The organism is Leifsonia sp. TF02-11 (assembly GCF_017565305.1).
Classification (GTDB): domain Bacteria; phylum Actinomycetota; class Actinomycetes; order Actinomycetales; family Microbacteriaceae; genus Leifsonia.
Genome location: NZ_JAGEKP010000003.1, coordinates 293,919 through 318,726, shown reverse-complemented (window position 1 = coordinate 318,726; position 24,808 = coordinate 293,919). Strand labels below are relative to the sequence as shown.

28 protein-coding genes are annotated in these 24,808 nt (G+C 68.4%); 10 read left to right on the top strand and 18 right to left on the bottom strand.

Annotated features, from left to right (window positions below; all coding sequences use genetic code 11):
* Positions 1 to 86: 86 nt before the first annotated feature.
* The 5 genes from JNB50_RS03710 to JNB50_RS03690 form a co-directional block, all read right to left on the bottom strand.
* Positions 87 to 1,517: a dihydrolipoamide acetyltransferase family protein gene (locus JNB50_RS03710; RefSeq protein ID WP_208038745.1), complete on the bottom strand. Its 1,431-nt coding sequence runs from the start codon at positions 1,515 to 1,517 to the stop codon at positions 87 to 89.
* 25 nt (positions 1,518 to 1,542) lie between these two features.
* Positions 1,543 to 2,502 (bottom strand): alpha-ketoacid dehydrogenase subunit beta, encoded by a 960-nt coding sequence (locus tag JNB50_RS03705; RefSeq protein ID WP_208039161.1) that lies wholly within the window; start codon positions 2,500 to 2,502, stop codon positions 1,543 to 1,545.
* Between the two features lie 335 nt (positions 2,503 to 2,837).
* Positions 2,838 to 3,977, bottom strand: coding sequence for a pyruvate dehydrogenase (acetyl-transferring) E1 component subunit alpha (gene pdhA, locus JNB50_RS03700; RefSeq protein ID WP_208038744.1), 1,140 nt, complete (start codon positions 3,975 to 3,977; stop codon positions 2,838 to 2,840).
* Positions 3,978 to 3,981: 4 nt separating this feature from the next.
* The gene (locus JNB50_RS03695; RefSeq protein WP_307794588.1) at positions 3,982 to 5,091 is read right to left on the bottom strand and encodes a pyridoxal phosphate-dependent aminotransferase; all 1,110 of its coding nucleotides are present in this window, start codon (positions 5,089 to 5,091) and stop codon (positions 3,982 to 3,984) included.
* A 46-nt stretch (positions 5,092 to 5,137) separates the two neighbouring features.
* A complete protein-coding gene (locus JNB50_RS03690; RefSeq protein ID WP_307794587.1) occupies positions 5,138 to 5,632 on the bottom strand; it encodes a hypothetical protein in 495 nt (164 codons plus the stop codon).
* Between the two features lie 60 nt (positions 5,633 to 5,692).
* Here JNB50_RS03690 and JNB50_RS03685 point away from each other — a divergent pair, with 60 nt between their 5' ends.
* Positions 5,693 to 6,082 (top strand): phage holin family protein, encoded by a 390-nt coding sequence (locus tag JNB50_RS03685; RefSeq protein WP_208038743.1) that lies wholly within the window; start codon positions 5,693 to 5,695, stop codon positions 6,080 to 6,082.
* 76 nt (positions 6,083 to 6,158) lie between these two features.
* Positions 6,159 to 7,538, top strand: a complete 1,380-nt coding sequence (purB, locus tag JNB50_RS03680) for an adenylosuccinate lyase (RefSeq protein WP_208038742.1) — start codon at positions 6,159 to 6,161, stop codon at positions 7,536 to 7,538.
* 48 nt (positions 7,539 to 7,586) lie between these two features.
* On the opposite strand, the gene JNB50_RS03675 is transcribed toward purB, so the two are convergent.
* From JNB50_RS03675 to JNB50_RS03660, 4 genes are all read right to left on the bottom strand, one after another.
* Complete coding sequence (locus JNB50_RS03675) at positions 7,587 to 7,976, bottom strand: hypothetical protein (protein WP_243767947.1); 390 nt, start codon at positions 7,974 to 7,976, stop codon at positions 7,587 to 7,589.
* Complete coding sequence (locus JNB50_RS03670) at positions 7,973 to 8,572, bottom strand: DUF308 domain-containing protein (RefSeq protein WP_208038741.1); 600 nt, start codon at positions 8,570 to 8,572, stop codon at positions 7,973 to 7,975. Before JNB50_RS03670 ends, JNB50_RS03675 begins: the two co-directional genes overlap by 4 nt.
* Before the next feature lie 118 nt (positions 8,573 to 8,690).
* Positions 8,691 to 9,197, bottom strand: a complete 507-nt coding sequence (locus tag JNB50_RS03665) for a hypothetical protein (protein ID WP_208038740.1) — start codon at positions 9,195 to 9,197, stop codon at positions 8,691 to 8,693.
* A gap of 90 nt (positions 9,198 to 9,287) precedes the next feature.
* On the bottom strand, positions 9,288 to 9,545 hold the full coding sequence (locus tag JNB50_RS03660) for a DUF4287 domain-containing protein (protein ID WP_208038739.1): 258 nt from the start codon (positions 9,543 to 9,545) through the stop codon (positions 9,288 to 9,290).
* Between the two features lie 95 nt (positions 9,546 to 9,640).
* On the opposite strand from JNB50_RS03660, the gene JNB50_RS03655 reads away from it, so the two are divergent.
* Together JNB50_RS03655 and JNB50_RS24900 are read left to right on the top strand one after the other, a co-directional pair.
* Positions 9,641 to 10,036, top strand: coding sequence for a hypothetical protein (locus JNB50_RS03655; RefSeq protein ID WP_208038738.1), 396 nt, complete (start codon positions 9,641 to 9,643; stop codon positions 10,034 to 10,036).
* Between the two features lie 32 nt (positions 10,037 to 10,068).
* Positions 10,069 to 11,133, top strand: coding sequence for an AAA family ATPase (locus JNB50_RS24900; protein WP_243767946.1), 1,065 nt, complete (start codon positions 10,069 to 10,071; stop codon positions 11,131 to 11,133).
* Here the strand turns inward: JNB50_RS24900 and JNB50_RS03645 are convergent.
* Positions 11,130 to 11,312 carry a hypothetical protein gene (locus tag JNB50_RS03645; RefSeq protein ID WP_208038737.1) on the bottom strand — a complete coding sequence of 61 codons (183 nt, stop codon included), beginning with the start codon at positions 11,310 to 11,312 and terminating at the stop codon, positions 11,130 to 11,132. The genes JNB50_RS24900 and JNB50_RS03645 overlap by 4 nt on opposite strands.
* 158 nt (positions 11,313 to 11,470) lie before the next feature.
* Between JNB50_RS03645 and JNB50_RS03640 the strand changes: the two genes are divergently transcribed.
* Both JNB50_RS03640 and JNB50_RS03635 read left to right on the top strand, forming a co-directional pair.
* A complete protein-coding gene (locus JNB50_RS03640) occupies positions 11,471 to 13,273 on the top strand; it encodes a sensor histidine kinase (protein WP_208038736.1) in 1,803 nt (600 codons plus the stop codon).
* A complete protein-coding gene (locus tag JNB50_RS03635) occupies positions 13,264 to 13,929 on the top strand; it encodes a response regulator transcription factor (RefSeq protein WP_208038735.1) in 666 nt (221 codons plus the stop codon). Before JNB50_RS03640 ends, JNB50_RS03635 begins: the two co-directional genes overlap by 10 nt.
* A gap of 27 nt (positions 13,930 to 13,956) precedes the next feature.
* Here the strand turns inward: JNB50_RS03635 and JNB50_RS03630 are convergent, their stop codons facing one another.
* Positions 13,957 to 15,237 carry a serine hydrolase gene (locus tag JNB50_RS03630; protein ID WP_208038734.1) on the bottom strand — a complete coding sequence of 427 codons (1,281 nt, stop codon included), beginning with the start codon at positions 15,235 to 15,237 and terminating at the stop codon, positions 13,957 to 13,959.
* Between the two features lies 1 nt (position 15,238).
* Complete coding sequence (locus JNB50_RS03625) at positions 15,239 to 16,462, bottom strand: serine hydrolase domain-containing protein (protein ID WP_307794586.1); 1,224 nt, start codon at positions 16,460 to 16,462, stop codon at positions 15,239 to 15,241.
* Between the two features lie 165 nt (positions 16,463 to 16,627).
* Between JNB50_RS03625 and JNB50_RS03620 the strand changes: the two genes are divergently transcribed.
* The 3 genes from JNB50_RS03620 (at position 16,628) to JNB50_RS03610 (ending at position 20,390) form a co-directional block, all read left to right on the top strand.
* Complete coding sequence (locus tag JNB50_RS03620) at positions 16,628 to 17,932, top strand: serine hydrolase (protein ID WP_208038732.1); 1,305 nt, start codon at positions 16,628 to 16,630, stop codon at positions 17,930 to 17,932.
* A 127-nt stretch (positions 17,933 to 18,059) separates the two neighbouring features.
* A complete protein-coding gene (locus JNB50_RS03615; protein WP_208038731.1) occupies positions 18,060 to 18,779 on the top strand; it encodes a hypothetical protein in 720 nt (239 codons plus the stop codon).
* A gap of 45 nt (positions 18,780 to 18,824) precedes the next feature.
* The gene (locus JNB50_RS03610; RefSeq protein WP_208038730.1) at positions 18,825 to 20,390 is read left to right on the top strand and encodes a hypothetical protein; all 1,566 of its coding nucleotides are present in this window, start codon (positions 18,825 to 18,827) and stop codon (positions 20,388 to 20,390) included.
* A 67-nt stretch (positions 20,391 to 20,457) separates the two neighbouring features.
* Here JNB50_RS03610 and JNB50_RS03605 read toward each other — a convergent pair whose 3' ends face one another.
* The 4 genes from JNB50_RS03605 to JNB50_RS03590 form a co-directional block, all read right to left on the bottom strand.
* Positions 20,458 to 20,604, bottom strand: coding sequence for a hypothetical protein (locus tag JNB50_RS03605; protein WP_208038729.1), 147 nt, complete (start codon positions 20,602 to 20,604; stop codon positions 20,458 to 20,460).
* A 176-nt stretch (positions 20,605 to 20,780) separates the two neighbouring features.
* Positions 20,781 to 21,383 (bottom strand): HEAT repeat domain-containing protein, encoded by a 603-nt coding sequence (locus tag JNB50_RS03600; RefSeq protein ID WP_208038728.1) that lies wholly within the window; start codon positions 21,381 to 21,383, stop codon positions 20,781 to 20,783.
* A 288-nt stretch (positions 21,384 to 21,671) separates the two neighbouring features.
* Complete coding sequence (locus tag JNB50_RS03595; protein WP_208038727.1) at positions 21,672 to 21,977, bottom strand: DUF4190 domain-containing protein; 306 nt, start codon at positions 21,975 to 21,977, stop codon at positions 21,672 to 21,674.
* A 42-nt stretch (positions 21,978 to 22,019) separates the two neighbouring features.
* A complete protein-coding gene (locus tag JNB50_RS03590) occupies positions 22,020 to 22,403 on the bottom strand; it encodes a hypothetical protein (RefSeq protein WP_208038726.1) in 384 nt (127 codons plus the stop codon).
* A gap of 463 nt (positions 22,404 to 22,866) precedes the next feature.
* Between JNB50_RS03590 and JNB50_RS03585 the strand changes: the two genes are divergently transcribed.
* A complete protein-coding gene (locus tag JNB50_RS03585) occupies positions 22,867 to 23,610 on the top strand; it encodes a hypothetical protein (RefSeq protein ID WP_208038725.1) in 744 nt (247 codons plus the stop codon).
* 254 nt (positions 23,611 to 23,864) lie between these two features.
* Here JNB50_RS03585 and JNB50_RS03580 read toward each other — a convergent pair whose 3' ends face one another.
* Positions 23,865 to 24,509, bottom strand: a complete 645-nt coding sequence (locus JNB50_RS03580; protein WP_208038724.1) for a hypothetical protein — start codon at positions 24,507 to 24,509, stop codon at positions 23,865 to 23,867.
* Positions 24,510 to 24,587: 78 nt separating this feature from the next.
* Positions 24,588 to 24,743 (bottom strand): hypothetical protein, encoded by a 156-nt coding sequence (locus JNB50_RS03575; protein WP_208038723.1) that lies wholly within the window; start codon positions 24,741 to 24,743, stop codon positions 24,588 to 24,590.
* Positions 24,744 to 24,808 lie beyond the last annotated feature (65 nt).

Sequence of the window (24,808 nt, the reverse complement as noted above, 5' to 3'; positions counted from 1 at the left end):
CGACGATGGGTACCCCACAACAGTAACGCTTATTGAGAATGATTGTCAAAATCAATTCCAACGGCACATCTGCCGCGAATCTCGCCTCAGTCCAGCAGCAGCGCGGGCTCCTCGATGATGGAGGCGACGTCGGCGAGGAAGCGCGACGCCACGTCGCCGTCAACCACGCGGTGGTCGAACGAGGCGCCCACGGTCGTCACGTAGCGCGGACGCACCTCGCCGTCCACCACCCACGGCTTCTGCTTGATCGTGCCCAGCGCGACGATGCCCACCTCACCCGGGTTGAGGATCGGCGTGCCGGTGTCCATCCCGAACACTCCGATGTTCGTGATCGTGATGGTGCCGCCTGCCATGTCGGCCGGGGGAGTCTTGCCCTCCCGCGCGACCAGGGTGAGCTCTTCGAGCGCCTTCGCCAGTTCGAGCAGGGACATCCCCTGCGCTTCCTTGACGTTCGGCACGATCAGCCCGCGCGGGGTGGCCGCCGCGATGCCCAGGTTCACGTAGTGCCGGACGATGATCTCCTCGTCGGTCCACGTCGAGTTCACCGTCGGGTTGCGCCGCACCGCCCAGATGATCGCCTTGGCGACGATCAGCAGCGGGGAGATCTTCACCCCGACGAAGTCGGCCGAGTTCTTGAGGCGCTTGACGAACTCCATGGTGCGCGTCGCATCCACATCGACGAACAGGCTGACGTGCGGCGCGCTGAACGCGCTGGTCGTCATCGCGGTCGCGATCGCCTTGCGCACGCCCTTGACGGGGATGCGGTCCTCGCGGTCGTCCGGCCAGGCCGGCGTCTGGATGTTGCGGAACACGCTCGCCTGCGTCGCCTCCCGCAGCACGTCGTCGCGGGTGATGTCGCCGATCGGGCCGGTCGGCGTCACCATGGTGAGGTCGACGCCGAGGTCTTTGGCGAGCTTGCGGATCGGCGGCTTCGCAATCACGGGCGCGGCGCCGACGGGCGAGGCGCCCGCCGGTGCGGACGGCGCTGTCGCAGGCGCGGGAGCGGGGCTCGCGACCGGCGCGGGCGCGGCGGAGTCCGGCACAGCGGGTGCCGGAGCGGCGGCAGGCGCGGGAGCGGGCGGCGTGAACGTGACCGGGATGGCGGCCGTGCCCGGGTGCGTCACCCGGCGTCGCCGGCTGGTGCCGTGCCCTGCGGCCCCGTACCCGACGAGCACCGCGCCCGCCTTCGGCTCGTCCTCCTCGTGCGAGACGCTTTGGGCCGCATCGGCCTCCGCCTGCGCGACCTCGCTCACCGGCGCGGCGGGCGCCGCCGCCTCGCCACCCGTGACGGTGATGATCGGCGTGCCGACCTCCACGGTCTGGCCCTCCGAGACCAGCAGCGCGCCGACCGTTCCCTCGAACGGCGACGGCAGCTCGACGAGCGACTTGGCCGTCTCGATCTCGACGATGACCTGGTTTACCGCCACCGGCTCGCCCGGGGCGACCTTCCACGAGACGATCTCCGCCTCGGTCAGACCCTCGCCGACATCGGGCAGCAGGAACTGGGACTCGCTCATGTGCGACTTCTTTCGTTCGGCGGGCTCAGTACGCGAGCGCGCGGTCGACGGCCTCGAGGATCCGATCGGCGTCGGGAAGGTACACGCCCTCGAGCTTGGCCGGCGGGAAGGGGGTGTCGAATCCGGCGACGCGGAGAACCGGCGACTCCAGCGAGTAGAACGCCTTCTCGGAGACGGCCGCGGCCACCTCGGACGCGACGGACACCGTGCCGGGAGCCTCCTGCGCGACGATCAGACGGCCGGTCTTCTGCACGGACTGCACCAGCGGCCCGTAGTCGATCGGCGACAACGAGCGGAGGTCGACGACCTCCAGGCTCCGCCCCTCCTCCGCGGCGATCTCCGCAGCGCGCAGGGCGACGGGAACCATGCCGGCCCAGGCCACCACGGTGGCGTCGGTGCCGGATCGGACCACGCGGCTCGCGTGCAGGGGCACACCGTTCTCGACCGTGTCCACCTCGCCCTTGGGCCAGTAGCGGCTCATCGGCTCGAAGAAGATCACCGGGTCGTCGGAGGCGATGGCCTCCTGGATCATCCAATAGGCGTCGTGCGGGGTCGACGGCGCGACGATCCGCAGGCCCGCGGTGTGGGCGAAGTACGCCTCGGGCGCCTCCTGGTGGTGCTCGACCGCGCCGATGTGGCCGCCGTGCGGGATCCGGATGACGACCGGCATCGACACAGCACCGGAGTGCCGGTTCGTGAGCTTGGCGAGCTGCGTGGTGATCTGGTCGAAGCCGGGGAAGACGAAGCCGTTGAACTGGATCTCGACCACGGGACGGTAGCCGCGCATCGCGAGACCGATGGCCGAACCGATGATGCCCGACTCGGCGAGGGGAGTGTCGAGCACGCGCTTGGTGCCGAACTCCGCCTGCAGCCCTTCCGTGACGCGGAAGACGCCGCCGAGCGGACCGATGTCCTCGCCCATCAGCAGAACCTTGGGGTCCTCGGCGAGCGCGCGGCGCAGACCGGCATTCAAAGCCTTGACCATCGGCAGCGACTGGAGGCGCGGTGCGGCGACCTCAGGCTCGGGGGCTGAGACGTCAGACTCAGGGGCTGAGGCGTCGTCGTCGTCCTGCTCATCGCTCACGGACTCCGCCTCGGTCGGTTCGGCCTCCGGCGCCGCGGGGGCGCTGTCCTCGATCGCGAACTCGCGTGTCCATTCCTGCTCGGCCACGTGCTCCTCGAGCACCAGCGAACCCGGCTCACTCTCCACGATCTCGACCACGTCGATCGCCTGGGTGTCGGCAGCGGGGGTTTCGTGCTGCTGCGTTTCGTCATCGATGAGCTCGGCCTCCACGTAGCCGGTCTCGCCTCTCGAGTCGCTCATGCGTCACCTCCGAAGGACGCCTCGTAGTCTTCGAGCCAGCGCCGCTGCTCGTCCATCACGGGATGCGGCTCACTGTAGACGTGCTCGAACATGCTGGCGGGCGGCGGCGGCGGAAGCTCCATCGTGCGCCGCCGCACGTCGGCGGCGAGATCGGCCGCCTCCTCCTGCGCCGCATCGAAGAACGCCTGCCCGACGCCCTGCTGCTCCAGGAAGATCCGGAAGCGCAGGATCGGATCGCGCTCGGCCCAGTGCGCCTCCTCGTCCTCCGTGCGGTACTTGGTGGGGTCGTCGCTCGAGGTGTGCGCGCCCATGCGGTAGGTGAGCGCCTCGATCAGGCTCGGTCCCTCGCCGTTGCGCGCGTCGTCCAGGTGCTTCGCCGTCACCGCGTAGGCGGCGAGCACGTCGTTGCCGTCGAGCTGCACGCCGGGGATGCCGAACCCACTGGAGCGCAGGTAGAGCGGCGTGCGCGACTGGGTGGTCACCGGAACCGAGATGGCCCAGTGGTTGTTCTGCAGGAAGAACACCTGCGGGGTCTGGTAGCTGGCCGCGAAGACGAACGCCTCGCTGACGTCGCCCTGGCTGGTCGCGCCGTCGCCGAAATAGGCGATGACGGCCTCGTCGCTGTTCTCGTCCCCGGTGCCGACTTTGCCGTCGAGCTTCACGCCGAGCGCGTACCCGGTCGCGTGCAGCGCGTGCGAGCCGATGACGAGTGTGTAGAGGTGGAAGTTGCGCACGGCCGGGTCCGTCGGGTCCCACCCGCCGTGGGTCGTGCCCCGCAGGAGACCCATGATGCCGACCGGGTCGATGCCACGGATCATCCCGACCACGTGCTCGCGGTACGAGGGGAAGAGGTTGTCCTGCGGCTTGGCGGCGCGCGCGGAGCCGACCTGGGCGCCCTCCTGTCCACGGCTCGGCACCCAGAGGCCGAGCTGGCCCTGGCGCTGCAGGTTGGCGCCCTCGTTGTCGATCGCGCGGACCCGCACCATGTCGCGGTAGAACGTCCGGTAGTCGTTCTCGTCGAGTCGCTCGAGGTAGGGGAGGTACTCTCCGGCCAGGTCGCTCGGCTGGAAACGGCCGTCAGCGGTCAGCAGCTGGACGGTGTTCGCCGGGCGCGGGGTATCGTTCGTCGCAACCACCGTTCTAACCTAACCGCTTGCCCGGGTGCCCATTTGGTAGGTTCCGGACAATATCTGCCGCGACCTCCAGGAGTTTCTCCACAGATTCCTGCTCTCCGATGCTGATTCGGATGCCCTCCGGCGGGAACGCCCGCACGGTGAGACCCGCGTCGAAGAAGGCGTCGTTGGCGGCCAGCGTCTGCTCTCCCGTCGGCAGCCAGACGAAGTTGGCGTTCGACACGGGCACGTTCCAGCCCTGTTCGAGGAGGGCCTCCCGGAGCTTGTCCCGCCGCATGGCGATGCGGGCGACGCGCTCCATCAGCTCGTCCTCCGCATCGATGGAGGCCAGCGCGGCCACGCGGGAGGCGTCGGTGACCGACAGGGGGATGGCGGCCGACCGGGCGGCGTTCAGCACGGCCACCGGGCCGACGGCGTAGCCGATCCGCAGCGCCGCCAGGCCGTACGCCTTCGAGAACGTGCGCAGCACGACGAGGTTCGGGTAGCGCGAGAGCAGCGGGATGCCGTCGACCGACGCATCATCGGTGACGAACTCGTAATAGGCCTCGTCGAGCAGCACCAGGAGGTCGCGCGGCACCCGGGCCATGAAGGCCTCGAACTCGTCCGCGGTCACCACCGGCCCGGTCGGGTTATTGGGCGTGCAGACGATCACCACGCGCGTGCGGCCGGTGATCGCCGCCGCCATGGCCGGCAGATCGTGGCCGCCGTCCGGGCGGTTCGGCACCTGCACGCTCGTCGCTCCGGCGACGGTGACCAGGCCCGGATACGCCTCGAACGAGCGCCACGAGTAGACGACCTCGTCGCCGACGCCCGCGGCCGCCGAAATGAACTGCGCGAGCAATGCGACCGAGCCGCTGCCGAGGTGCACCTGCTCGACGTCAACGCCGTGGCGCTCCGCGAGACGCTGACGGAGGTCGGCGCCGCTCGCGTTCGGGTACCGGTTCAGCTCGGTGAGCGTCGCCGCGACGGCCTCCACCACGGAGGGGAGCGGGGGATAGGGGTTCTCGTTGCTGGACAGCTTGAAGCCGTCCGCCGGAGCCGGCCTGCCCTGCTTGTAGGCGGGAACCGCCACGATCTCGGGCCGCAGCCGCACGCCCAGCGCGTCTTCGTCAGTCACAGACCCAACTTAGTCGCGGGCGCATGCCGCGGGGAGAATTCCTCTCCTACGGGGTGCGATGACGCTGGATGGTGAGCCGGATGGAGGAGTTGAGGAAGGCGAGGCCGAGGAACAGGCTCGTGATCCCGGCAAGGTCCACCTCCAGCGGCCGTCTCTGAACGAACGGCGCCGCGACGGCGAACAGGTGCAGCCCGGCGAGCCACCAGCCCGCGAGCGGCCGGGCGGTCAACCGCCACCATGCACGCGGGGGCGCGACCGGCTCGCTCCAGCCGCGGCACGAACGCGCGAACGCGACGATGGCGACGGTGTCGAGGATGACCCAGAGGTCGCTCACGGCCGCCGTGGAAGCGACCAGGTCGAGCGCCCATCGAAAGAGAACGCCGGCAACGATCCACACGACCAAGACCGCGAGCTTCTGAGTCGGGCTCGTCAGGCGCAGCGGCCACCACTGGATCGGCGGGTACACCTTCTTCTCGCGGTCGACACTGCTGTACTGCGACGGAGTGAGCCCGTTCTTGTCCGGCATCCCGTTGAAGGTCACGCCCGCGACTCTAGCGGCGAGCCCCTGCCGCGCGCGCCTCCCGTTTGGGAGGATGTCGGCATGCGATTCCTGCTCAAGGTGATCATCAACGCGCTGGCGCTCTGGCTGACGACCTTCATCGTCTCCGGCGTCACCGTCACCCCGTACGCCGAGGACGGCACCGCGACCGTCCTGACCTACCTGCTCGTCGCGCTGATCTTCGGCGTGGTCAACGCGGTCGTCGGAACCGTGGTCCGCGTCATCGCGTTCCCGCTGTACATCCTCACGCTCGGCCTCATCTCGTTCGTCGTGAACGCGCTGCTGCTGCTCCTGGCGTCGTGGATCAGCAGCCTGATGGGCTTCGGCCTCCACGTCGACGGCTTCTGGGCCGGTCTCTGGGGTGCGCTCGTGCTCGGCATCATCGGCTGGCTCATCGGCCTGATCTTCCGGCCGCTCACGCGCGACCGCTGAGCCGCGATCGCCCGCGCTTGGCCGAGTGCGGGAGAATAGGAGCGATCCCCCCACGCCGATCCCCGCGAGGAGCCCCATGACCGCCCTGCCTCCCCAGCCGCTCAGCCCCCTGGACGGCCGCTACCGCTCCGCGGTCCTCGGTCTCGGCGACCACCTCTCCGAGGCCGGTCTGAACCGGGCGCGCGTGCAGGTGGAGGTCGAGTGGCTGCTCTACCTGACCTCCCACCGGATGTTCGGCTCCAGCCCGCTGACCGACCAGCAGGCCCGACAGCTGCGCGCCCTCGCCGACGACTTCGGCCAGGCCGAGATCGACCGGCTCGCCGAGCTGGAGGCCACGACCAAGCACGACGTGAAGGCCGTCGAGTACCTGGTGCGCGAGCGCCTGCACGCGCTCGGCCTCGACCACATCGCCGAGCTGACGCATTTCGCCGCCACCAGCGAGGACATCAACAACCTCTCCTACGCCCTCACGGTCAACGCCGCCGTCGCCCAGGTCTGGCTGCCCGCGTTTCGCTCGGTGATCGCGGAGCTGCGCGCGCAGGCCCTCCAGTACCGCGACGACGCCATGCTCGCGCGCACGCACGGGCAGCCGGCGACCCCGACGACCATGGGCAAGGAGCTCGCGGTCTTCGTGCACCGGCTCGAGCGCCTGCGCGGCCAGATCGAGAAGACCGAGTACCTCGGCAAGTTCAGCGGCGCGACCGGCACCTTCGCCGCACACCTGGTCGCCGACCCCGAGGCCGACTGGCCGCGGGTGTCGCGCGAGTTCGTCGAAAGCCTCGGCCTCGACTGGAACCCGCTGACGACCCAGATCGAGTCACACGACTGGCAAGCCGAGCTCTACTCCCGCATCTCGCACGCCAACCGGGTGCTCCACAACCTGTGCACCGACATCTGGACGTACATCTCCCTCGGCTACTTCCGGCAGACCCCGGAGCCCGGGGCGACCGGCTCGTCGACGATGCCGCACAAGGTCAACCCGATCCGCTTCGAGAACGCGGAAGCCAACCTCGAGCTGTCGAGCGCCGTGCTCGACTCGCTCGCGTCGACGCTGGTGACGAGCCGGCTGCAGCGCGACCTCACCGACTCGACGACCCAGCGCAACATCGGCGTGGGCCTCGGGCACTCGCTGCTCGCCCTGGACAACATCCAGCGCGGCCTCGCCCAGATCTCGCTCGACCGCGACGCTCTCGCCGTCGACCTCGACCTCAACTGGGAGGTGCTGGCGGAGGCCATCCAGACCGTGATCCGGGCGGAGGTCACCGCCGGCCGTTCCACGATCTCCGACCCCTATGCGCTGCTGAAGGAACTCACCCGCGGCAAGCGCGTGGACCACGCAGCGCTCACCGCGTTCGTCGACGGCCTCGACATCGGCCAGGCGGCCAAGAACCGCCTGCTGGCGCTCACTCCGGGCGCGTACACCGGCCTGGCCTCGGAGCTGGTCGACCGCCTCTGACGGCGGTCGGGCCGCGGCTGTCGTCGGCCAGCGCCGCTCAGCCGCGATTCAGTGGCCGGTCGGCCGGCCCTCGTCGGGCGCTTCGCCCTGTGCGGCGTCGGTCACGCCGGGCCCGGACGTCGGCCGAGCGGCGTCCCCGGACCTCTCCGCGGCCTTCTCCTGCGCCTCGACGTCCTGCTCGTGGATGTCCTCCACCTCGGCCGCATTCGGCTTGAACGCGAGCGCGAAGAGCGCCATCAGCACCAGCGACAGGATGAAGGCGACACCGAGCGCGACCCCGGCGAGGATGAACTCGCGCGTCGCGATCAGGACGATGAGCCCCACGAACACGCCGAGGCCCGCGGAGATGCCGAGGAGCTCGGCGGGAAGGAAGCGGTCGCGTCGGGTCGGCTGGAGGCTGTTGGTCACGCTGGGGTCTTTCTTGTCGCGCTTGGTCACGATCCGCTCTCTATCCGGCGGGCGGCAGCTGCGGTGCGCGCGGCCGTGCGCAGCGATGCCGCGCCGATGCCCTGGAAGACGCCGACGATGACGGCCCACGCTCCGAAGAGTCCGATGGCGAGCACGGCGTCGGCCGGAACGAGGAGGAGCACGAGGGCCAGGATCGCCGTCAGCGCCCCGGTGATGAGCCAGTCGCGGGCGGCGGCGTCACGTCGGCGCTCGCGCACCCAGCTGTAGAGCTCGAGGACTCCCGTGAGCGCGGCCCAGACCGTCACGAGGTAGAGGTACAGGCCGAGTCCGCCGCCGTTGAGCGCGAGGGCGACGACGCCGGCGACGACGCCGATCCCGCCCTGAACGGCGAAGAGGGTCCTGGTGAGGCCGCGGGAGCTGAACAGGAAGGTGAGGACGCTGGTCGCCAGGCCGTCCGCGACGGCGAAGAACCCGAAGACGATGAGGCCGAACTGGGCGGTGTGCGCATCACGGGTGAAGGTGACGACAGCGGCGATCGCAAGCGCGATGAGCGCGCGCACAGCGGGGACGACCCAATAACGGCTCGGGTTCGGATCGCCCTGATTCTGGGGAACGGCGGGTGCCACTCGGCGACCTCTCTCAATCAGGATTCGCTCCCCAGTCTAGCCGGGGGCTACCTGCGCGTTTGCCGCGCACGGAGGCGTTCGCCGCGTCCCTTCCCGAATCCTCCTGGCGATCCTCTCCCTATGCGGGGGCGCTTTCGGCGGCCGGCTCGACGCGCGCCCAGCCGATGAGGGCGGCGATCGCGCTGACCACGAGCACGAAGGCTCCGGTGGGGAGGATGGTCGCGGCGATCGCGTGGTGCGCGCTCAGGGTGACGAGGACACCCGCGACCGCTCCGAAGGCGGCGACGATCGCGAAAGCGGCGGAGACCACGCGCGCGACGCCGGTCAGGAGTGCGGCCCGCAGGCCGAGCGCGGCGGCCACGATCGCCCAGGTGGCGACGATCGGAAGGGCGACGATGGCGCCGAAGTCGTCCGTGAGGAGCAGGCCGGGAACGACGTACACGACGGAACAGGCGAGCAGGAGCGCAGCACCGACCGCGGCGAAGGCCGTCAGGCGCGCGCGTTCGCCGCTGAGCCGACCGACGGGTTCGATCAGGCTGGGCCAGGTGAACGCGAGCGCGAACGACACCACCGCGAGCGCGACAGGGCCTGCGCCCTGCAGCAACGGGATGAGGATGGTGTTCACCCTCCCATTCCACGCGAAGAGCGAGCCGTCCGCGTCAGTCCGCAGGATGATTCCGCCGCCGGCCCGGCGACTCTCGCCGTCGCCCCTCGGTCAGGCGCCCTTCGCGAGCTCGGCCCGCGCGTAGCCGACGACGGCGTTGGCGTGGCCGTGGCCCATCCCGTACTCCGACTTGAGCCAGTCGACGACCTCCATGTGGGAGGCACCGCCGTCGAGCCGCCCGACGACCAGGTCCAGCCAGTCCTGCACGGGACGCCCGTAGTTCCTCTCGATGCTCGGGAAGTAGGACGCAGGCCCCGTGACCTTGTCGCCCGGTGCGATGGTCGGGGCGAGGACGCGATGCTCGGACATGCCGCGATCCTATCCCGGCGTCGTTTCGTCCGATGTGTCGTTGACGCCCGCTCTCGTTCGACGTTCTGACGAGGACCGACGAACGGAGAGCATCCATGAACACGACATCACGACGCGCGGCAGCGGCCGGCGTCGCCCTCCTGCTGGCAGCGCTGCTCGCCGGCTGTACGACGGGCACGACGGGATCCGTCGACGGATTCCCGGTGCAGGCCACGAATTCGACCTCACTCCCCGCCGACTTCCCTCGCGTCCAGGTGCCGCTGGTCGCCGGCAGGGTGGTCGCCGCGATCGGCGACGCCGCACACGGCTGGATCGTGGCCATCGCCCCGGCGCGCGATCAGGGACTGGCGGAGGCGACGAGCCGCCTCGCCGCGGCGGGCTACCTGACCCGGTCGCTTCGGCCCGCCCCGGCGAACTTCTCCGGCCCCGGGTACGACGTGCGGCTGACCGACGCGGGCGGCACGATCGTGTACGCCGTGCGGCGGAGGTGAGAGCTCGGCTCGGCGCGCCCTAGTCTGACCGGATGGACGACGTCGAGCCTCGCACTCTGCCCCGGATCCTCATCGCGCTGTGCGGGCGCTCCTTCTCCGGCAAGTCGACGCTCGCTCGAGAGATCGTGGGCACGCTGTCCGCGGAGTTGGTCGGCCTGGACGCGATCAACGAAGAGCGAGGCCTCCATGGTGGCGACGGCATCCCGGTTGCCGAGTGGGTGCGCGCCAACGAGCTCGCCGCCGAGCGGGCCGCCGCGATCCTGCGTACCGGCCGCTCGGTGGTCGTTGACGACACCAACTCACTGCGATTCCTGCGGGACGGGTGGCGGCGCCTCGCCGACGATGCGAGCGCAGCGTTCGCCCTGGTGTACGTACACGCTCCTGACGAGCTCATCCGGCAGCGCCTGGAGGACAACCGCCGATCCGCCGGCAGGCACGACGTCGCAGACGAGGTCATGGCCGAGCATCTCGCCCAGTTCGAGGAGCCGGAGGCGGAGGAGGCTGCGATCGCCGTCGAATCCGGCGCCGGCGTGACGGGGGAGAACGTGCTGCGGGCGATCGAAGCGCAGATCGGCCCGATCACGACCGACGCCATCGTCATCGGTGGCCGCTCGGGGAGCGGCAAGACGAGCGTGGCCGCCGAAGCATCCCGCATTCTGGCGGAGGCCGGCATCCGTCACGCGGTCATCGAGGGCGACAACCTCGACCAGGCGTTCCCGGAACCGTGGCGCGACGGCATCGACCTCGCGGAGCGCAACCTGGCTGCCATGTGGCGCAACTATCAGGCGGTCGGCTACACGCGCCTGATCTTCACCAACACCGTCAGCGTGTTGCAGCTGCCAGCGCTGACGGGCGCCCTCGGTCCGAACGTCCGTTCCTTCGGCGTGCTGTTGACGGCGTCGGACGAGACGGCGGCCCACCGGCTCGCGCGCCGCGAGATCGGCACGGGCCTCGAGGAGCACATCGCGCGCAGCAGCGCCGCTGCGGCCCTGCTCGACTCCGCCGTTGGCGCGTACCGGATCCCGACGGACGACCGCTCCGTGCAGGTCGTCGCCGGCGAGGTGCTCCGCGCCGCCGGCTGGTTGGCGACGAGTTAGGCGCCAGGGCCCTGCCCGGTGGGGAAGCCCGTTCGATCGTCGGGGTCCCCCGGCATGCGCTGGATGACGCCGCCGCTCGGGAGGCGCTGGATCGTGTCCTCGGTCAGTCGGCCGTCCGGCGGCTGGTAGCTGCGCTCGCGCTTGAACCAGCGCGCGATCCGTTCGCGAAGAGTGCTCACGGTGCGAAGCTACGCCGTGAACGCGCGACGCGGTAGCTCGGCACTCTCGGCGACGACCGTCGGCACACCCGACCCAGATCCATTGCCGCGCCCACCACCGGACCACGATCATGTGGGTAGAACCCTCATTCCCCTCCAGGAGGACGCGGCCCCGACCCATGACGGACACAGCGGATGCGGTTGCGATCGAAACGCCGTCGGCGGCGTCCACGGCGGCCTGGCTCGCGTCGGGCACGTCCACCCGGTCGATCGACGCGGGACTGCGGTCCGCCCGCGGTCGTTCACGGTCGGCCGCGCTGATCATTGTCGCGGTCTTCGCGTTCCTGCTCGGGGGCGTGCAGATCGCGCTGGGGCTCGAGAATCCCGAGCTGGCCTGGGCGGTCGACCTCTTCACGGCGGAGTTCTGGATCTGGGTCGCTGCGGGGCTCGTGGCCTGGTGGCGACGCCCGCACAACGCCACCGGGCTCCTCCTGGTGATCGGTGGCATCGGCTTCTTCCTGTCCGGGCTCGCCAATCTCGGCATCCCGGCCCTCACCGTCGTGAGCGTCATCTTCGCGACGAGCCCGCTCGCCCTGACGGTTCAGCTGTTGCACGCGTTCCCGTCCGGCCGGCTGCACGGGCGGTTGTCGATCACGACCGTCGTGCTGGGCTGGGTGGCCTCGCCCGTGCTGCAGCTGGTGCCGTTCCTGGCGCCGACGAACCCGTCCGTGTACGCCACGGTCTCCACCATTCAGATGTGGTTGGGCATCGTGGTGATGGTCCTGACGGCGATCGTGCTGACCCGGCGGCTCATCGCCGCGGACGCCCGGCATCGACGTGTGCTCCTTCCACTGTTCAGCTACGGCATCGTCGCCGTGCTGCTGCTGTCGTTCGCGAATCCGGTCGTGCTGTCGCTGGGGCTCGACCCGAAACTGGGCGGAGTCATCCAGCTCATCCTCTTCGCTGCGATCCCGATCGCCTTTCTGATCGGCGTGCTGCTCGGCGGATTCCAGCGCACCGGCGAGCTCGAGCCGCTCAGTGCGTGGCTGGGGATCACGGGGGCAGGCAGGCCGGCCGTCGCGCAGGCGCTGGCGAGCACGCTCGGCGACGACTCGCTGCGCGTCGTCTACTGGTCGGACGACCAGGAGGCGTTCCTCGACGAGTTCGGCACGCCGGTGGGGGAGGAGCAACGCGGACCGGACAGAGGATGGTGCGAGATCCGGGTCGAGTCCCGGCTCGTCGGCGCGATCGTCTACGACACGCGGATGACGGCCGACCCGGAGCCCGTGCGCCGGGCGGGCGACGTGCTCGCCATCGCCGTCGATCGGGAGCGCCTCACCGCGCAGCTGCTCGCGACCAACGACGCCCTCGTGCAGTCTCGCATCCGGCTCGTCCAGACCGCCGACCGCGAACGTGCACGCATCGCGCAGGATCTCCACGACGGCATCCAGGTGCAGCTCGTGCTGCTCGCGCTCGCCGCCCAGACCATCGCCAACTCTCCTGACGCGACCCCCGCGTTGAGCGAGGCCTCGGCTCGGCTCCGGCGCGGACTGGACGAAGCCGCCGCCGACCTCCGGCGCGTCGTGCACAACGTGCTCCCCGTGACGCTCACGGAGCAGGGTCTGACCGCCGCGGTGGAGGACCTGGTCGACCGCCTGTCCATCCCGGCGACCCTCGTGGCCGACGTCGACGACGAGAAGATCCCCGCCACGACGGTCCACACCGCGTATCTGATCATCGCCGAGACGCTGACCAATGCGGTCAAGCACTCGCACGCGTCAGCGGTCCGGGTTTCTCTGCGTGCGGAGGGACCGCGGCTGCGCATCGAGGTCCGCGACAACGGGGTCGGCGGAGCGAGCATCAACCGGGGCGCGGGACTGCGCAGCCTCCAGGACCGCGCCGACGTGCTGGGAGGCAGGCTCGACGTCCAGTCGCCACCCGGCCACGGCACCCGAGTGAAGGTCGAGCTGCCATGCGCGTGATCATCGGCGAAGACGAAGTGCTGCTGCGCGAAGGCCTGCGACACCTGCTCACCGACGAAGGCTTCGAGGTCGCGGCCGTCGCCGGCGATGCCGAATCCCTCCTGCGCGAGGTCGCCCTGCTCCATCCCGACCTCGTCATCACCGACATCCGGATGCCTCCGACCCACACCGACGAGGGGCTGCTCGCTGCCCTCCGCATCCGCGAGTCGGCTCCCGCCATCCCGGTCGTCGTGCTCTCGCAGTACGTGCAGCGGCGGTATGCGACCGAGCTCTTCGATCAGAACATCGGCGGCTTCGGCTACCTCCTCAAGCAGCGCATCGCCGACGTGACCACCTTCACCGCCGACCTGCGCCGGGTCGCCGCGGGTGGGACGGCGCTCGACCCCGAGGTGGTGTCGGTGCTCGTGGCGCGAGCGAGCCGTGCCAGTGGAGCAGTGGGGTCGCTCACGCCCCGCCAGCTCGAAGTCCTCTCGCTCATGGCGCAGGGACGCAGCAACGCGCGGATCGCGAGTCAGCTGTTCCTGACCGAGAAGGCGGTCGTTCAGCACACGTCGAACATCTACACGGCGCTCGGTCTGCCCCCGGATGCCGACGACCACCGACGCGTGCTCGCCGTCATCCGGTTCCTCGCGTCGGTGGCGGACGAAGACCGCTGACGGGACCGTCGCCGGGACCGACGCCGGCTACGACCGCGGCGGCGGCGCGTAGGCCGTGCCCAGCTGACCGCTGAGAGCGACCAGGAGCCGCACGGCGGGCGTCTGGCAGACGGCGTCGCCGGGGTCGTCCGTCAGCGTCGGCGACTGCGTGCAGCCGCCCGAGGCGATATCGCTGTTGGTCTGCACCGCCACCGTCGTGTCGGTGCTGGTGTCGTAGAACAGGGAGGTGTTGTAGCCCGACACGTCGCCGGTGTGCCCCACCCACCCGTTCGAGCAGCTCATCCCGAATCCGTAGCCGATCTCGGAGAACGAGGTGAGTCGCGCCTTCTGGGTCTTCGCGTCGACCAGGCCCTGTCCGGTGCCCAGCGCGCGACCCATCGTCAGCAGGTCGTCGATGTCGGAGATGATCTCACCGGAGGTGAACGTCCACGACGGGTTCCAGTCCGTGGAGTCCGTCGGGGCGTCGGGCGTCGCATGGTTGCCGTTGAGCGTGAACCCGTGGGCGTATGGCTCGGGGATCGCGGCCGACGTGCCGGGCCACGAGGTGTTGCCCAGGTGCAGCGGGTCGAAGATGCGCTGTTGCAGCTCCTCGGCGATCGAGTGGCCTGTGACCTTCTCGATCACGAGACCGAGCAACGCGGTGTTCGTGTTCGAGTAGTTGAAGCTCGTTCCCGGTTCGTACAGCGGCGAGAGCTCGACGCCCGCTTTCACGACCTCCTCCGGTGTGAACACGGCAGAGGGGTCGGCGAAGTACTTGTCGAGGAGCGCCTCGTTCATCGTGTAGCTGGCGATGCCGCTCGTCATGTCGGCGAGCTGCGTGAGGGTGATCCGATCGCCGTTCGGGATGCCGGGGATGTATTTGCCGATCGTGTCGTCGAGGGAGAGCTTCCTCTCCTCGGCGAGCTGGAGGACGATCGTCGCGGTGTACATCTTCGTCAGTGACGCGATGCGGGTGTGCATTCCTACGACCATGGGCGTGCCGGTGGCGGGGTTCGCCGAGCCGTAGGCCTTGGTCCAGGTGCCGTGCGGCGTGCGCACCCCCACGATCGCACCGGGGGACGCGCCGAGCTCGAACGCCTTCGTCGCGGCTGCGTCGAGGGCGGCGACCGTCTTGGCGGGCAGCGCGGACTTCGCGTGATCACCGGGTTTGGCGGAGGCGGCCGCCGACGGGTTCGCCACGCACCCGGCCGCGGCAGGGGTCGTGGACGCCGAGGGGACGGGGTCGGACTGTGCAGTGCATCCGGCGAGCGCGAGAACGCCGACGATCGCGGTGGCGGCCGCCACGCGGAACAGGGGCGTCGAGGTCATGTCATCCTCCGTAGATGCTCGTCATGAGGCGGGTGGCGATCGTGGCCGCGGGCGGTCTGCCGTCGGCGGCCGGGGCGAGGTTGGTCCAGACGACGATCGTGACGCGGTGCGCCGGGTCGTAGCCCATGAACGAGTTGAACCCGGGCAGCTCGCCCGTGTGACCGTAGAGCTGCCCGATCTTGGCGATGCCCCAGCCGTACCGGGGGTCGGGGAGGTCGACCGGTACCGTGCGGACACTGGCCAGTCGCTCCTTCTGGAGCTTCGCGTCGAGCAGCCGACCTCCACCGAGCGCCTCGACCCATTTCGCCAGATCGTCGATGGTCGAGATCACCCCTCCGGCCGCCCACGCCCAGGACGGATTGAGGTTCGTCTGGTCGCTCGGCAGTAGCGTGGCCGCCTTCGCACGGGCCAGTTCGTCAGCCGGCAGCTTCGCCGACTCCATCGTGTCGACGTTGTTCGAATACATGTAGCCGTGCGTGTACGGCTCCGGCAGCGCGGCGTCCGCCGCCGCGGGGAGGGAGGTCTGGTGCAGACCCAGCGGTTCGAACAGCCGCTTCTCGAAGATGGCGCTCAGCGGTTCGCCCTCCAGCTTCTGCGCGATCAGGCCGAGGAGGACGGTGTTCGTGTTGGAGTACGACCAGTCGTCGCCCGGCGCGAAGTTCGGCTTCTCGGCGAGGCCCATCGCTGCCAGTTCCTCCGGCGTCCACACACGCTGCGGCTCCTCGTCGAGCGCGGTGTTCAGCGCGAGAGTCGCCGTGTAGTTGGCGAGGCCGCTGCGCATGTCGAGAAGCTGCTCGATCGTGATGCGGTCGCCGTTCGGCACGTTCGTCAGGTAGGTCGAGACGGGATCGTGGAGGGCGATCCTCCCCTCCTGCACGAGCTGCAGGATGACGGTGCCCGTCATGGTCTTGGTGTTCGAGCCGACGCGGAAGTGGTCGGCGAGCGACACCGGAGTCGACCCTCCGAGCTCGGTCACGCCGTATGTCGCGGTGACCTCGCCGCCCGGGCCGCGTACGAGCATCGCGGCTCCCGGCACCTGCAGGCTCTTGGCCAGCCGGGCGAACTCCGCGTTCAGAGTGGTCGCATCGACCGTTACCGGGCTCGCAGACGTGCCGCGAACAGGTCCGCTCGCCGCACAGCCGGCCAACACCACGGCGAGCGCGACGAGGACGCCTGCCGCCGACACCGACCGGCGGGCTCGACGACTACGGGTCGTTGCCAACACTTCGATTTCCCCTTTGCGGCGTGCCGCGGCGGTTCGAAACTCCACGGGTCCCCCCAGTGTTCCGGCCGCGTCGCTGCGCCGACATAGGCCTAGGTCCATTCCGGAGCGGGATCCACCGACGCGAGAGTGTGGTGCATCCCGTGTACCCGTCCGAAGGAGACCGTCGTGGTTCCGCCCCGTTTCGCGAAGGCGCTCGCGCTCTCCGTCGCCCTCGCCGCCCTCGCGGGCCTCGCCGGCTGCACCGCGCAACCGCAATCGGCGACGAGCACCCCGAAGACCCACGCGACCGTGATCGCGTCCACCTGCGTCAGCGATCCGGCCGCCGTGGTCGCGCGGACCTCGGACCTGCCGACCACGGCGATGTCCGCGGACCTGACCGCCACGATCGACACAGCCGCCCAGGCCGGATTCGCCCAGGCCGCGGCGCCGGGAGCGATCGTCGCGGTGCAATCGCCCGCCGGCCTCTTCCTCAAGGCGTACGGTGTCGCGGATCCCGCGACCGGCGCCCCGATGACCCCGGACATGTACCAGCGCGTGGGGTCGGTCACGAAGACCTTCACCGCCACGCTGATCCTTCAGCTCGCCGCCGACGGCGAGCTCAGCCTCGACGATCCGGTGTCGAAGTACATCCCCGGGGTCACGAACGGCGATGAGGTCACGATCCGGATGCTGGCGGATATGACCAGCGGGATCTCGAGCTACACCCGCGACGACGCCTGGCAGAACGTCTACTTCACCGAGTCGTACCGTGTGTGGAGCCTGGATGAGCTGATGAAGATCGGGCTCGCGCTGAAGCCGCAGGACTTCGCCCCCGGCACAGCGTTCGACTATTCCAACACCAACACGATCATGCTCGGCAAGATCATCGAGGACGTCACGGGCGAAAGCTATCAACGCGTCCTCGGCGAGCGCATCCTCACCCCGCTGGCGATGTCGCAGACCAGCTACCCGGCGGACTCCGCGGCCTATCCTGAGCCCCATCCGCAGGGCTTCACCCTGCAGGGCGGCCACGGCACCCCCGAACACCCGGCGAACACCACCGACTGGAACCCGTCGTGGGGCGGGACGGCGGGCGAGCTGATCTCATCCGCGCCCGACCTGCTCCGCTTCGCCCGCGCCGAGGCGACAGGCGCCGGTCTGCTCCCTGCGGCGCAGCAGATCGAGCGCCTCAGGTCGTTCCGCGAGTTCAACGGACCGGGCAACGGCGGCTACGGCCTCGGCTGGGGCTGCGAGAACGGGTGGGTCGGGCACGCGGGCGAACTCCCCGGCTACAACACCTCGATGTTCTACAGCACCTCGGGCGACGTCAGCGTCATCACCATGACCAACAGCGACATCCCGTCCGGAGCCTGCGAGGCCCGCACGCTCACCGACAACCCCACCGATGTGGAGTGCAGCTCGCCCGCGACGCGGGTCTTCACCTCGATCGCTGCCGCCCTCGACATCCCGTTCGCGCCGCAGAAGAAGTAGCGACGCGACCCAGGTCAGCGCGGTGGCGACCTGAGTCCATGGTCGCCGACTGTGGCGCCACCCCAGAGTGGAGATGACGCGAGATTCCGCGTCCCTTCCCGTTCTCCATTTCAGCGAGGTAGCTCACATGGTCGCCAAGAAGCTCTGGATCGGCATCGGTGTCGGTGTCGCGGTCGCCGCCCTCGGCGCCGGCGTGGCCGTCGTGGCCGTCGTGGCCACCAGCGCTGCCGCCGACGACGGGATCTCCCTCACGTCGAAGGTCGACTGCTCAGCCACCGACCGGACGACGTCCACGGTGACGTGGACGCTGGAGAACTCCCGCGAGACGCCGGCCGCCATCGACGGCCTCGCCGGCCCGGGCTCCCTCGACCTGCTGACCTCGCCGATCGGCCAGGAGATCCCCGCAGCGAAAGCAGGGAAGCCGGGTACGACCACCTTCACGCAGTCCGTGACCGGCACGGCATCGGCGGCGATCGCGATCACGACCTCCTGGAGTGGCAGCGACGCCCAGCAGACGACGCGCGCGACGGCGACAGGCGTCGACTGCCGCCCGTCGGTGGCCGTCGGCACGCTGACCGCGACCCAGCCGTCGTGCACCTCCAGCGATCCGGGCCACGACGGCACCCTCCTCATCACCGGCGGCAGCCCCGACGTGCGGTACGCCGTCAGCGCCGGCGGCGGGACCCCGGTCGTGGTCGACCCAGGAACGCCCTACACCGTGATCGTCGAGACGAATTCGGTGACCGCGGTCGTCACGCCGTCAACGGATGACGGCCAGAAGCTCGGCGGGTACCACCCCCGCGACTGGACCGTCACCTTTACCGCAGTGGACCCCCACTGCTCCTGAGCCACCCGCACACACCCGCGGGTTCATCGAAGAGAAAGCACGATAATGTCCACGCCAGCCAAAATCGCCGCAGCCGCCGCGGCCCTCGCGGCCGTGATCCTCACCGGCTTCGCCGGAACCGCCAGCCCCGCCGTCGCCGACGACAGCGTCTCAGCGCAGGTGGTCTTCAACCTCTCCCGCACGACACTGTCGGATGGACAGCTCGTCGGGTCGGCGGGAGGCACGTCCTCCACTCTCGTCGCCGCGCCGGCGTCGGGCGCGACCGCCTTCACCCTCAGCGCCCCCAAATCGGAGTCCATGTCCCGCACCCTGATCTACCAGCTCGGCATGGTGGGACACACGACGGGCTACTGGGTCAAGGCATCGATCCAGTACTACACCCGAGGCGTGTGGGACAGCTCCTGCTCGATCTACAAGGGACGCCCCGGTACCGCCGGGGCGGAGGCCGCGACTCAGTGGAACTGCCAGGCGCCCCGCAGCAGTCACGACGCCAAGAACCGGGCCGTCTTCACCATCTCGCAGAACCGCTTCGCCGAGGCATCCGGAACCCTGCGCACCACCGGCGCCGTGTCGCTCACAGACGGCGAGTACGACTTCAACAACCTTCCCTACGCCCAACCCGGATCCCCGAAGCTCGGCGAGAACGCGAACACGAAGTTCGCCGTCGTGATGCGCGAAGGCGACACCACCATCAGCCACGGCGCGCTCGCGCGAGCGCGCTTCAGCTATCGCATCTTCGATGGCGGAAAGCCGACGAACTACTGGGTCGTCGGCTGGTCGCAGACGGAGCGGGGCGCGATCTTCCACCACCACGCCGCGTGCTTCGTCACGAGCCAGCAGCCGGGCAAGGGCAGCGTCCCGCTGGATGAACTGCGCCGCGACGAGGTCACTCCCTATGACTGCAAGGTCGCACGAGAAGACACCGTCAACGGCGATCGAGGCACGTACGACGCCGAACTCGTCGTCGGCGACCGGAACATGACCGTGGTGACGAACGCAGCGAGCGCGGCCGACCTCGTGAGCCGCTTCTGCACCTCCATCGACAGCCAGGACTGCACCGTGAACCTCACCAATGCGAAGCAGACGACCAAACCGCTGGACGACAAGCTGAAGTACTCCTTCGCGAACTACACCAAGCACGTGTGGAAACCGGACGTCATCATCGAGGAGAAGATCGTGATGTCGCACAAGTACGGTCTGGAGATCACCGTGCGGACGGACGCCAAGATCCTCGGCCAGAAGTTCGGAGTCGCGGTGAAGAACAAGTACGAGTTCCAGTGGAAAGAGGAGAAGACCTTCGAGGCGAAGATGCCGGTGGATGTGGAGCCGGGCGAAGTGAGTTGGGTCCAGGTGTCGATGCCGTTGATCGTCGCGGACGGGGACGTCCTGATCTTCGACCGCGCCAAGAACGTCACCTACAGACTGCCCAACGTGCACGTCGAACTCCCCGACGACCGCAAGAATGTGCAGTGGGCGATCAAGAGCGACAAGCTCGCGAACTTCCCCCATCTGTCGCCCGACACCGAGGTGCTGAATCCCGACAACACGACGAAGACGGCGCCCTCGCCGAGCGCGACGCCGACGCCGACGCCGACCCCGGCGGGCAAGTAGGCGTAGTCGCACCGCACGCGAGAAGGCCCGAGCTCTCCGAGCCCGGGCCTTCTTGTCGGTGAGCGCCCTACCTGTCCAACCAACCGTCGGGAAGAAGCGACTTCACCTTGTCGCTGATGCTCTCCGCAGGATGCCCTGCTTCCGAGCCGTCCGTCGTCTGCTCCTCGTCGTCCCCTCCCGACTCCGGCGCTGACTCATTCCGATCGTTGGACATCGACACTCCTTGCGTGGTTCACCGTGCCGCAGCTGCCGCACAGTCCATCCTCACGCGCGTCATGGCGGCACCGGGATGGACCCAGGTCGCGTCGAGCGAATCGCGCCGGCCGAATCCGTACGCGACCGGGAGCGGCCTGCAGTTCATCCCGCCGCGCCTGGGCACAGACAAACACATCACTCAGCAGGGAGCTTCTTCAGGGCCTTCGTGGCTTCCCGTCTGACGAGTGGACGCTCATGTGTCAGGAGTCGTTCCAACGGGATGCGCGATCGCGGGTCTTTGTGGGGACCTAACGCCTCAACTGCATGTGCGACGACATCCTCATCATCAAGCAGGTCGAGGAGAAGCGGAACGGCACGAGGGTTTTTCGAACGACCAAACGCACGCAGCATCGCTTCTCGGTCTCGACCATACGTCCAGTTGCGGGCCAGCGCCTCAAGCTCGGAGAAGTATTCATCCCCGGCGAGGGTCCCCAGAGCATGACCGATTACCCAACGCACGCTCCTGCGCGGTTCGGTCTCCGGAAGCTTGAATCGCTCGATCAGCACAGGAGGCGCGGTCTTCCGCGCCGCCGGCACGATCAACGCGCGGACCAGAGGCTCTTCTATGCGCGCGCGATATTCATACGGCACCCGCTCGTCCAGGTGAGCCAACCAATCGACCAGGACTGGAACAGCGTCGTCGTAACGCTCCCGCGTATTCACAAGTTGCCAGAGATCGTCGACATCGACCCCGACATGGTGCAGATCGGATAGCAGTTCGGTCGGAGTCTGCGTCATCTGGCCTCCTCGCCTGCCACGCTGTCGCCCTGCCTCATCACTGCCGGATCACTCGCTGTTGTCGGATCATTCGCGACGTAATCGTAGTGGGCATCTCCCCCGCCTTCTGCGCCCACACTGCTGGGAACGGCGCACCGTGAGCAACATTTCGGGCGTCGGAGGCGGGGAAGGTGAGTGCGGCGGGTTGGTGCAGACGAGGCCCAGGTCGTCGGCTCTCGTTGGAAAGCCCCGGCGTCCGCGCGAGGGTAATAGCGGCGGCGCGGGCGCCGGAGGCTTCGAGGACGCCGGTCAGTAGGAGGAGCTGGAGTACCCGGCTGAAGCGGCGAACACGATCGCCAGGACGGTGAAGAGCACGATGAAGGCGATGTAGACATAGCCGATGACGAGGCCAGCGATCGCGAGGCCTCGGCCGCTTTCGCCGGTGCGCTTGATCTGACCGAGGGCGATGTGCCCACAGATCACACCGGCGAGCGGGAAGACGAACGCGCCGACGAGGGCGATGATCGCCAACACGTTGGTGCCGCTCTTCTGTGCCGGGTACGGGGCATAGGCGGGCGCGGCCGGCGGGTAAGCATTCGGGTTCTGGTCGGTCATGGCGAGGTGACTCCGATCTGCGATGCGGGGTGGGTGAGGTGGCTAGTTCTGAGAGATGCTGTCGCCGAGGATGCCGGCGGGGTGGGCGGCGGCAGCGATGGCGTTGGCAGTCTCCTGGAACGCCGTGTCGGTTTTGGCGGCGCCGATCGCTCCGCCCTTCAACGCCCCTGACACCATGTTGCGGTTCAGGCGCGCGACCAGGCGGCCCTGCTGATCGACCATGAAGTCGACGAGGAAGGACACCTGGAAGTTCTTGCCCGCCATGGCACCCAGCCAGAAGGTTCTGGCAGCGCTCCCGCGCTTGGCGAGCAGACCACCGGACGGGGTCATAGTGACGGTGAAGCCCTCGGCCTGGAGCGCGGAGGTGACGAGTTGCTTGGCGGCCTCGTGGTCGCCGAGCAGGAAGAAGTCGTGGGCGGACGCCATGGCGGGTTCCTCGGGTTATCGGGGCGGGTGTTGGTCGCCAGAAGGGCGCGACGGTGACACTCTATCGGGGGACAAGTGCTTCCCGCATCCCGCTGGCCCAGCGGAGGTGGCGCTGCCTGGTCGAATGGGAGTGGAAGCGCGAGTCTCGCCACGGCGCCGACAGACCAGGGCCGGCGCATCGGGGGCAACTGTTCGGTGGTCGGAGGCGCCGGACGCCGGGGCTCCCTGACCGAGGTGTGCACGAAGCGAGAGCGTTCACAGATATGCGCGATTGCCCGCGAATTGGGGTAATCCCGTTGCCCTGCGCGCCCCGCGAGGACCGACAGCACAACCGATGTGAACGGCCACGCATCTTGTCGTTGTGAGCGGTGTATCGCTTAGGTTGCCAAGCAATGTGTCGTTGCCGTTGTCCAAGTACTTTGTCGCTCCGACGCGACGAAACGCGACACGATAGTGTCTCCGCGTGACGCTGATCGCCGCCCCAACTGGTAGCCCCGCATGGCCCGCGGACTGGAGCCAGTTCGTTCCGGACCTTCTCTCGTCCGCCATTATTGGTCTCGCCATCGGCATCTTTCTGTACTTGTGGCAGAGGACTGCTGAGCAACGTCAGGCTAGGAGCTTCGCCAAGGCATCGTGGTCAGTCGCGCGAAGCAGAGTAGTCGTCGCCGTTGCCAAGGAGGTTATGACTCCGCCCTGGCTGAGCCATACGATGGACGACCCATTTGCGGAGTTATGGGCTGCTCTCGATGGCCTCCCTGTTGCCCAGTGGCAGGCTGCCGCGCCAGATCTTGAAGAACTCAGGCTCGCCAGCGAGATCGCTACCAAGCTTCCTCTGCTGCATGCAGCGGGCAGAAAGCTGCTCTCCGACGTGAATGTAGCCCTCATGCGCGACGATTGGGGTCGCTTGATGTCTCCGGACCGAGCCGATTATCAGGACGAGGTCCTGAGGCGCCTACGAGATGGTGTGGAGTCCGAGGGGTTCGCCAACACGATGATGCAGGCGCTGGGCTTCCTCACGGAGGAGAAGAGCGCTGACATAGCAGCGAAGGCAAAGGCCGCTGCGGAGCAGGAGGCACTGCAGAAGAGCTATGGAAATTATCTCGGTCTGTTCAGCGAGATACGCGCCAGCTACATGAAGCTGCGATCACTCATGCACGTGGATGCCGAGCAGTCTGGCTCGACCGACGCACCATCCGGATCCAGTTAACTTCGGCAAGAGCTGACGGCGAAAGTCGAAACGAAGATGTCCACGCTCTTTCGTTAGATGAGTCGTCACGCGACAAACGGCGAAACCTCCGCAAATGGGTCAGCTCGTGGGGTCATTGCCGGACACCACGACGGTATCTGCCGCAACGGCAACGGACACCTCCGCAATCTGCCCCTTATGGCACGACCGCTCTGCCCGGACCAAACGATCGTTGTGGTTGCTCTCAGTCTGCCGCGAGCCGGTCGAATGGACCCTCAGGCGCTTGCAGCCCATTCTGATCGGTAAGCCAGGGATTCCGCGCGAAGGAATCGAACGCGGTCGGGCTCGGTGGCGGCGCCCACTTCGATAAGGTGGATAGTGCCGGTGCGAACCATGATGATGGCCGGGATTGTCTCCGCGTCGATCTGCCTGACAGCCAAGGCGACTGCGGTATCCATGAGCATGAGCTCGGTAGGGGTGAGAGCCTTCTCTGAAAAGTAGAGAAGCGCTCCGATACGACTTCCATCGCGCATGCTGACGATCAGATGGATTCGCAAGCTAACGAGCTCCAGCCCGTCGGCGTCGACGACGACGACGTTTCGCTGTCTGCGCCGCGCTGCCTGCGTTTCCAGTTCGCTGAGCAGCCTTGCCATCCCCTCAGCGGCGGCGCGGTAGCTCTGCCGCATTCGATCGGGTGCGGCAGCGACTGCGCGCTCCATTGCGCGGCTAGTGAAGTCGTTGTTGATGTCTTCAACAACGCCAGTCAAGAACCGTTCGTAAGCGAAGGCGAAGATCCGGTCGTTTGAAGGTGCGGTTACCTGGCGTCGGTCCTGGGCGACGTGCGTGGGTCGGCCCTTGGTGCGGGAATTGGTGAATGCCCTGAGGTGTGTGAGTGAAGGGGTGTGGTGTTCGGTGTCCATGTTATGCATGCTTCTTTCGCTAGGTGTCTTTGGGCTTCGCGAAGTGGGGGCCGGCGGCCGAGTGCCGGCCCCCTCGGGCTACTTCTCGTTGCGAACGCCCTTGTGCTGCTGGGAGCTACCGTTCATGATCTGGCCGTTGGCAGTGTTGCGCTTGAACCAGGTGTTGCCCGACTTGAACTCGCTTCGGCCCTTGACGGCGCCAACGCGGTATCCGCGTCCAGTGTTCTTTGCCATGTGTCCTTCACCTCCTGCCTGGAAGCGGTGTTCCGCGCTGCTACGGCGCTTCCAACTGGTAGTCG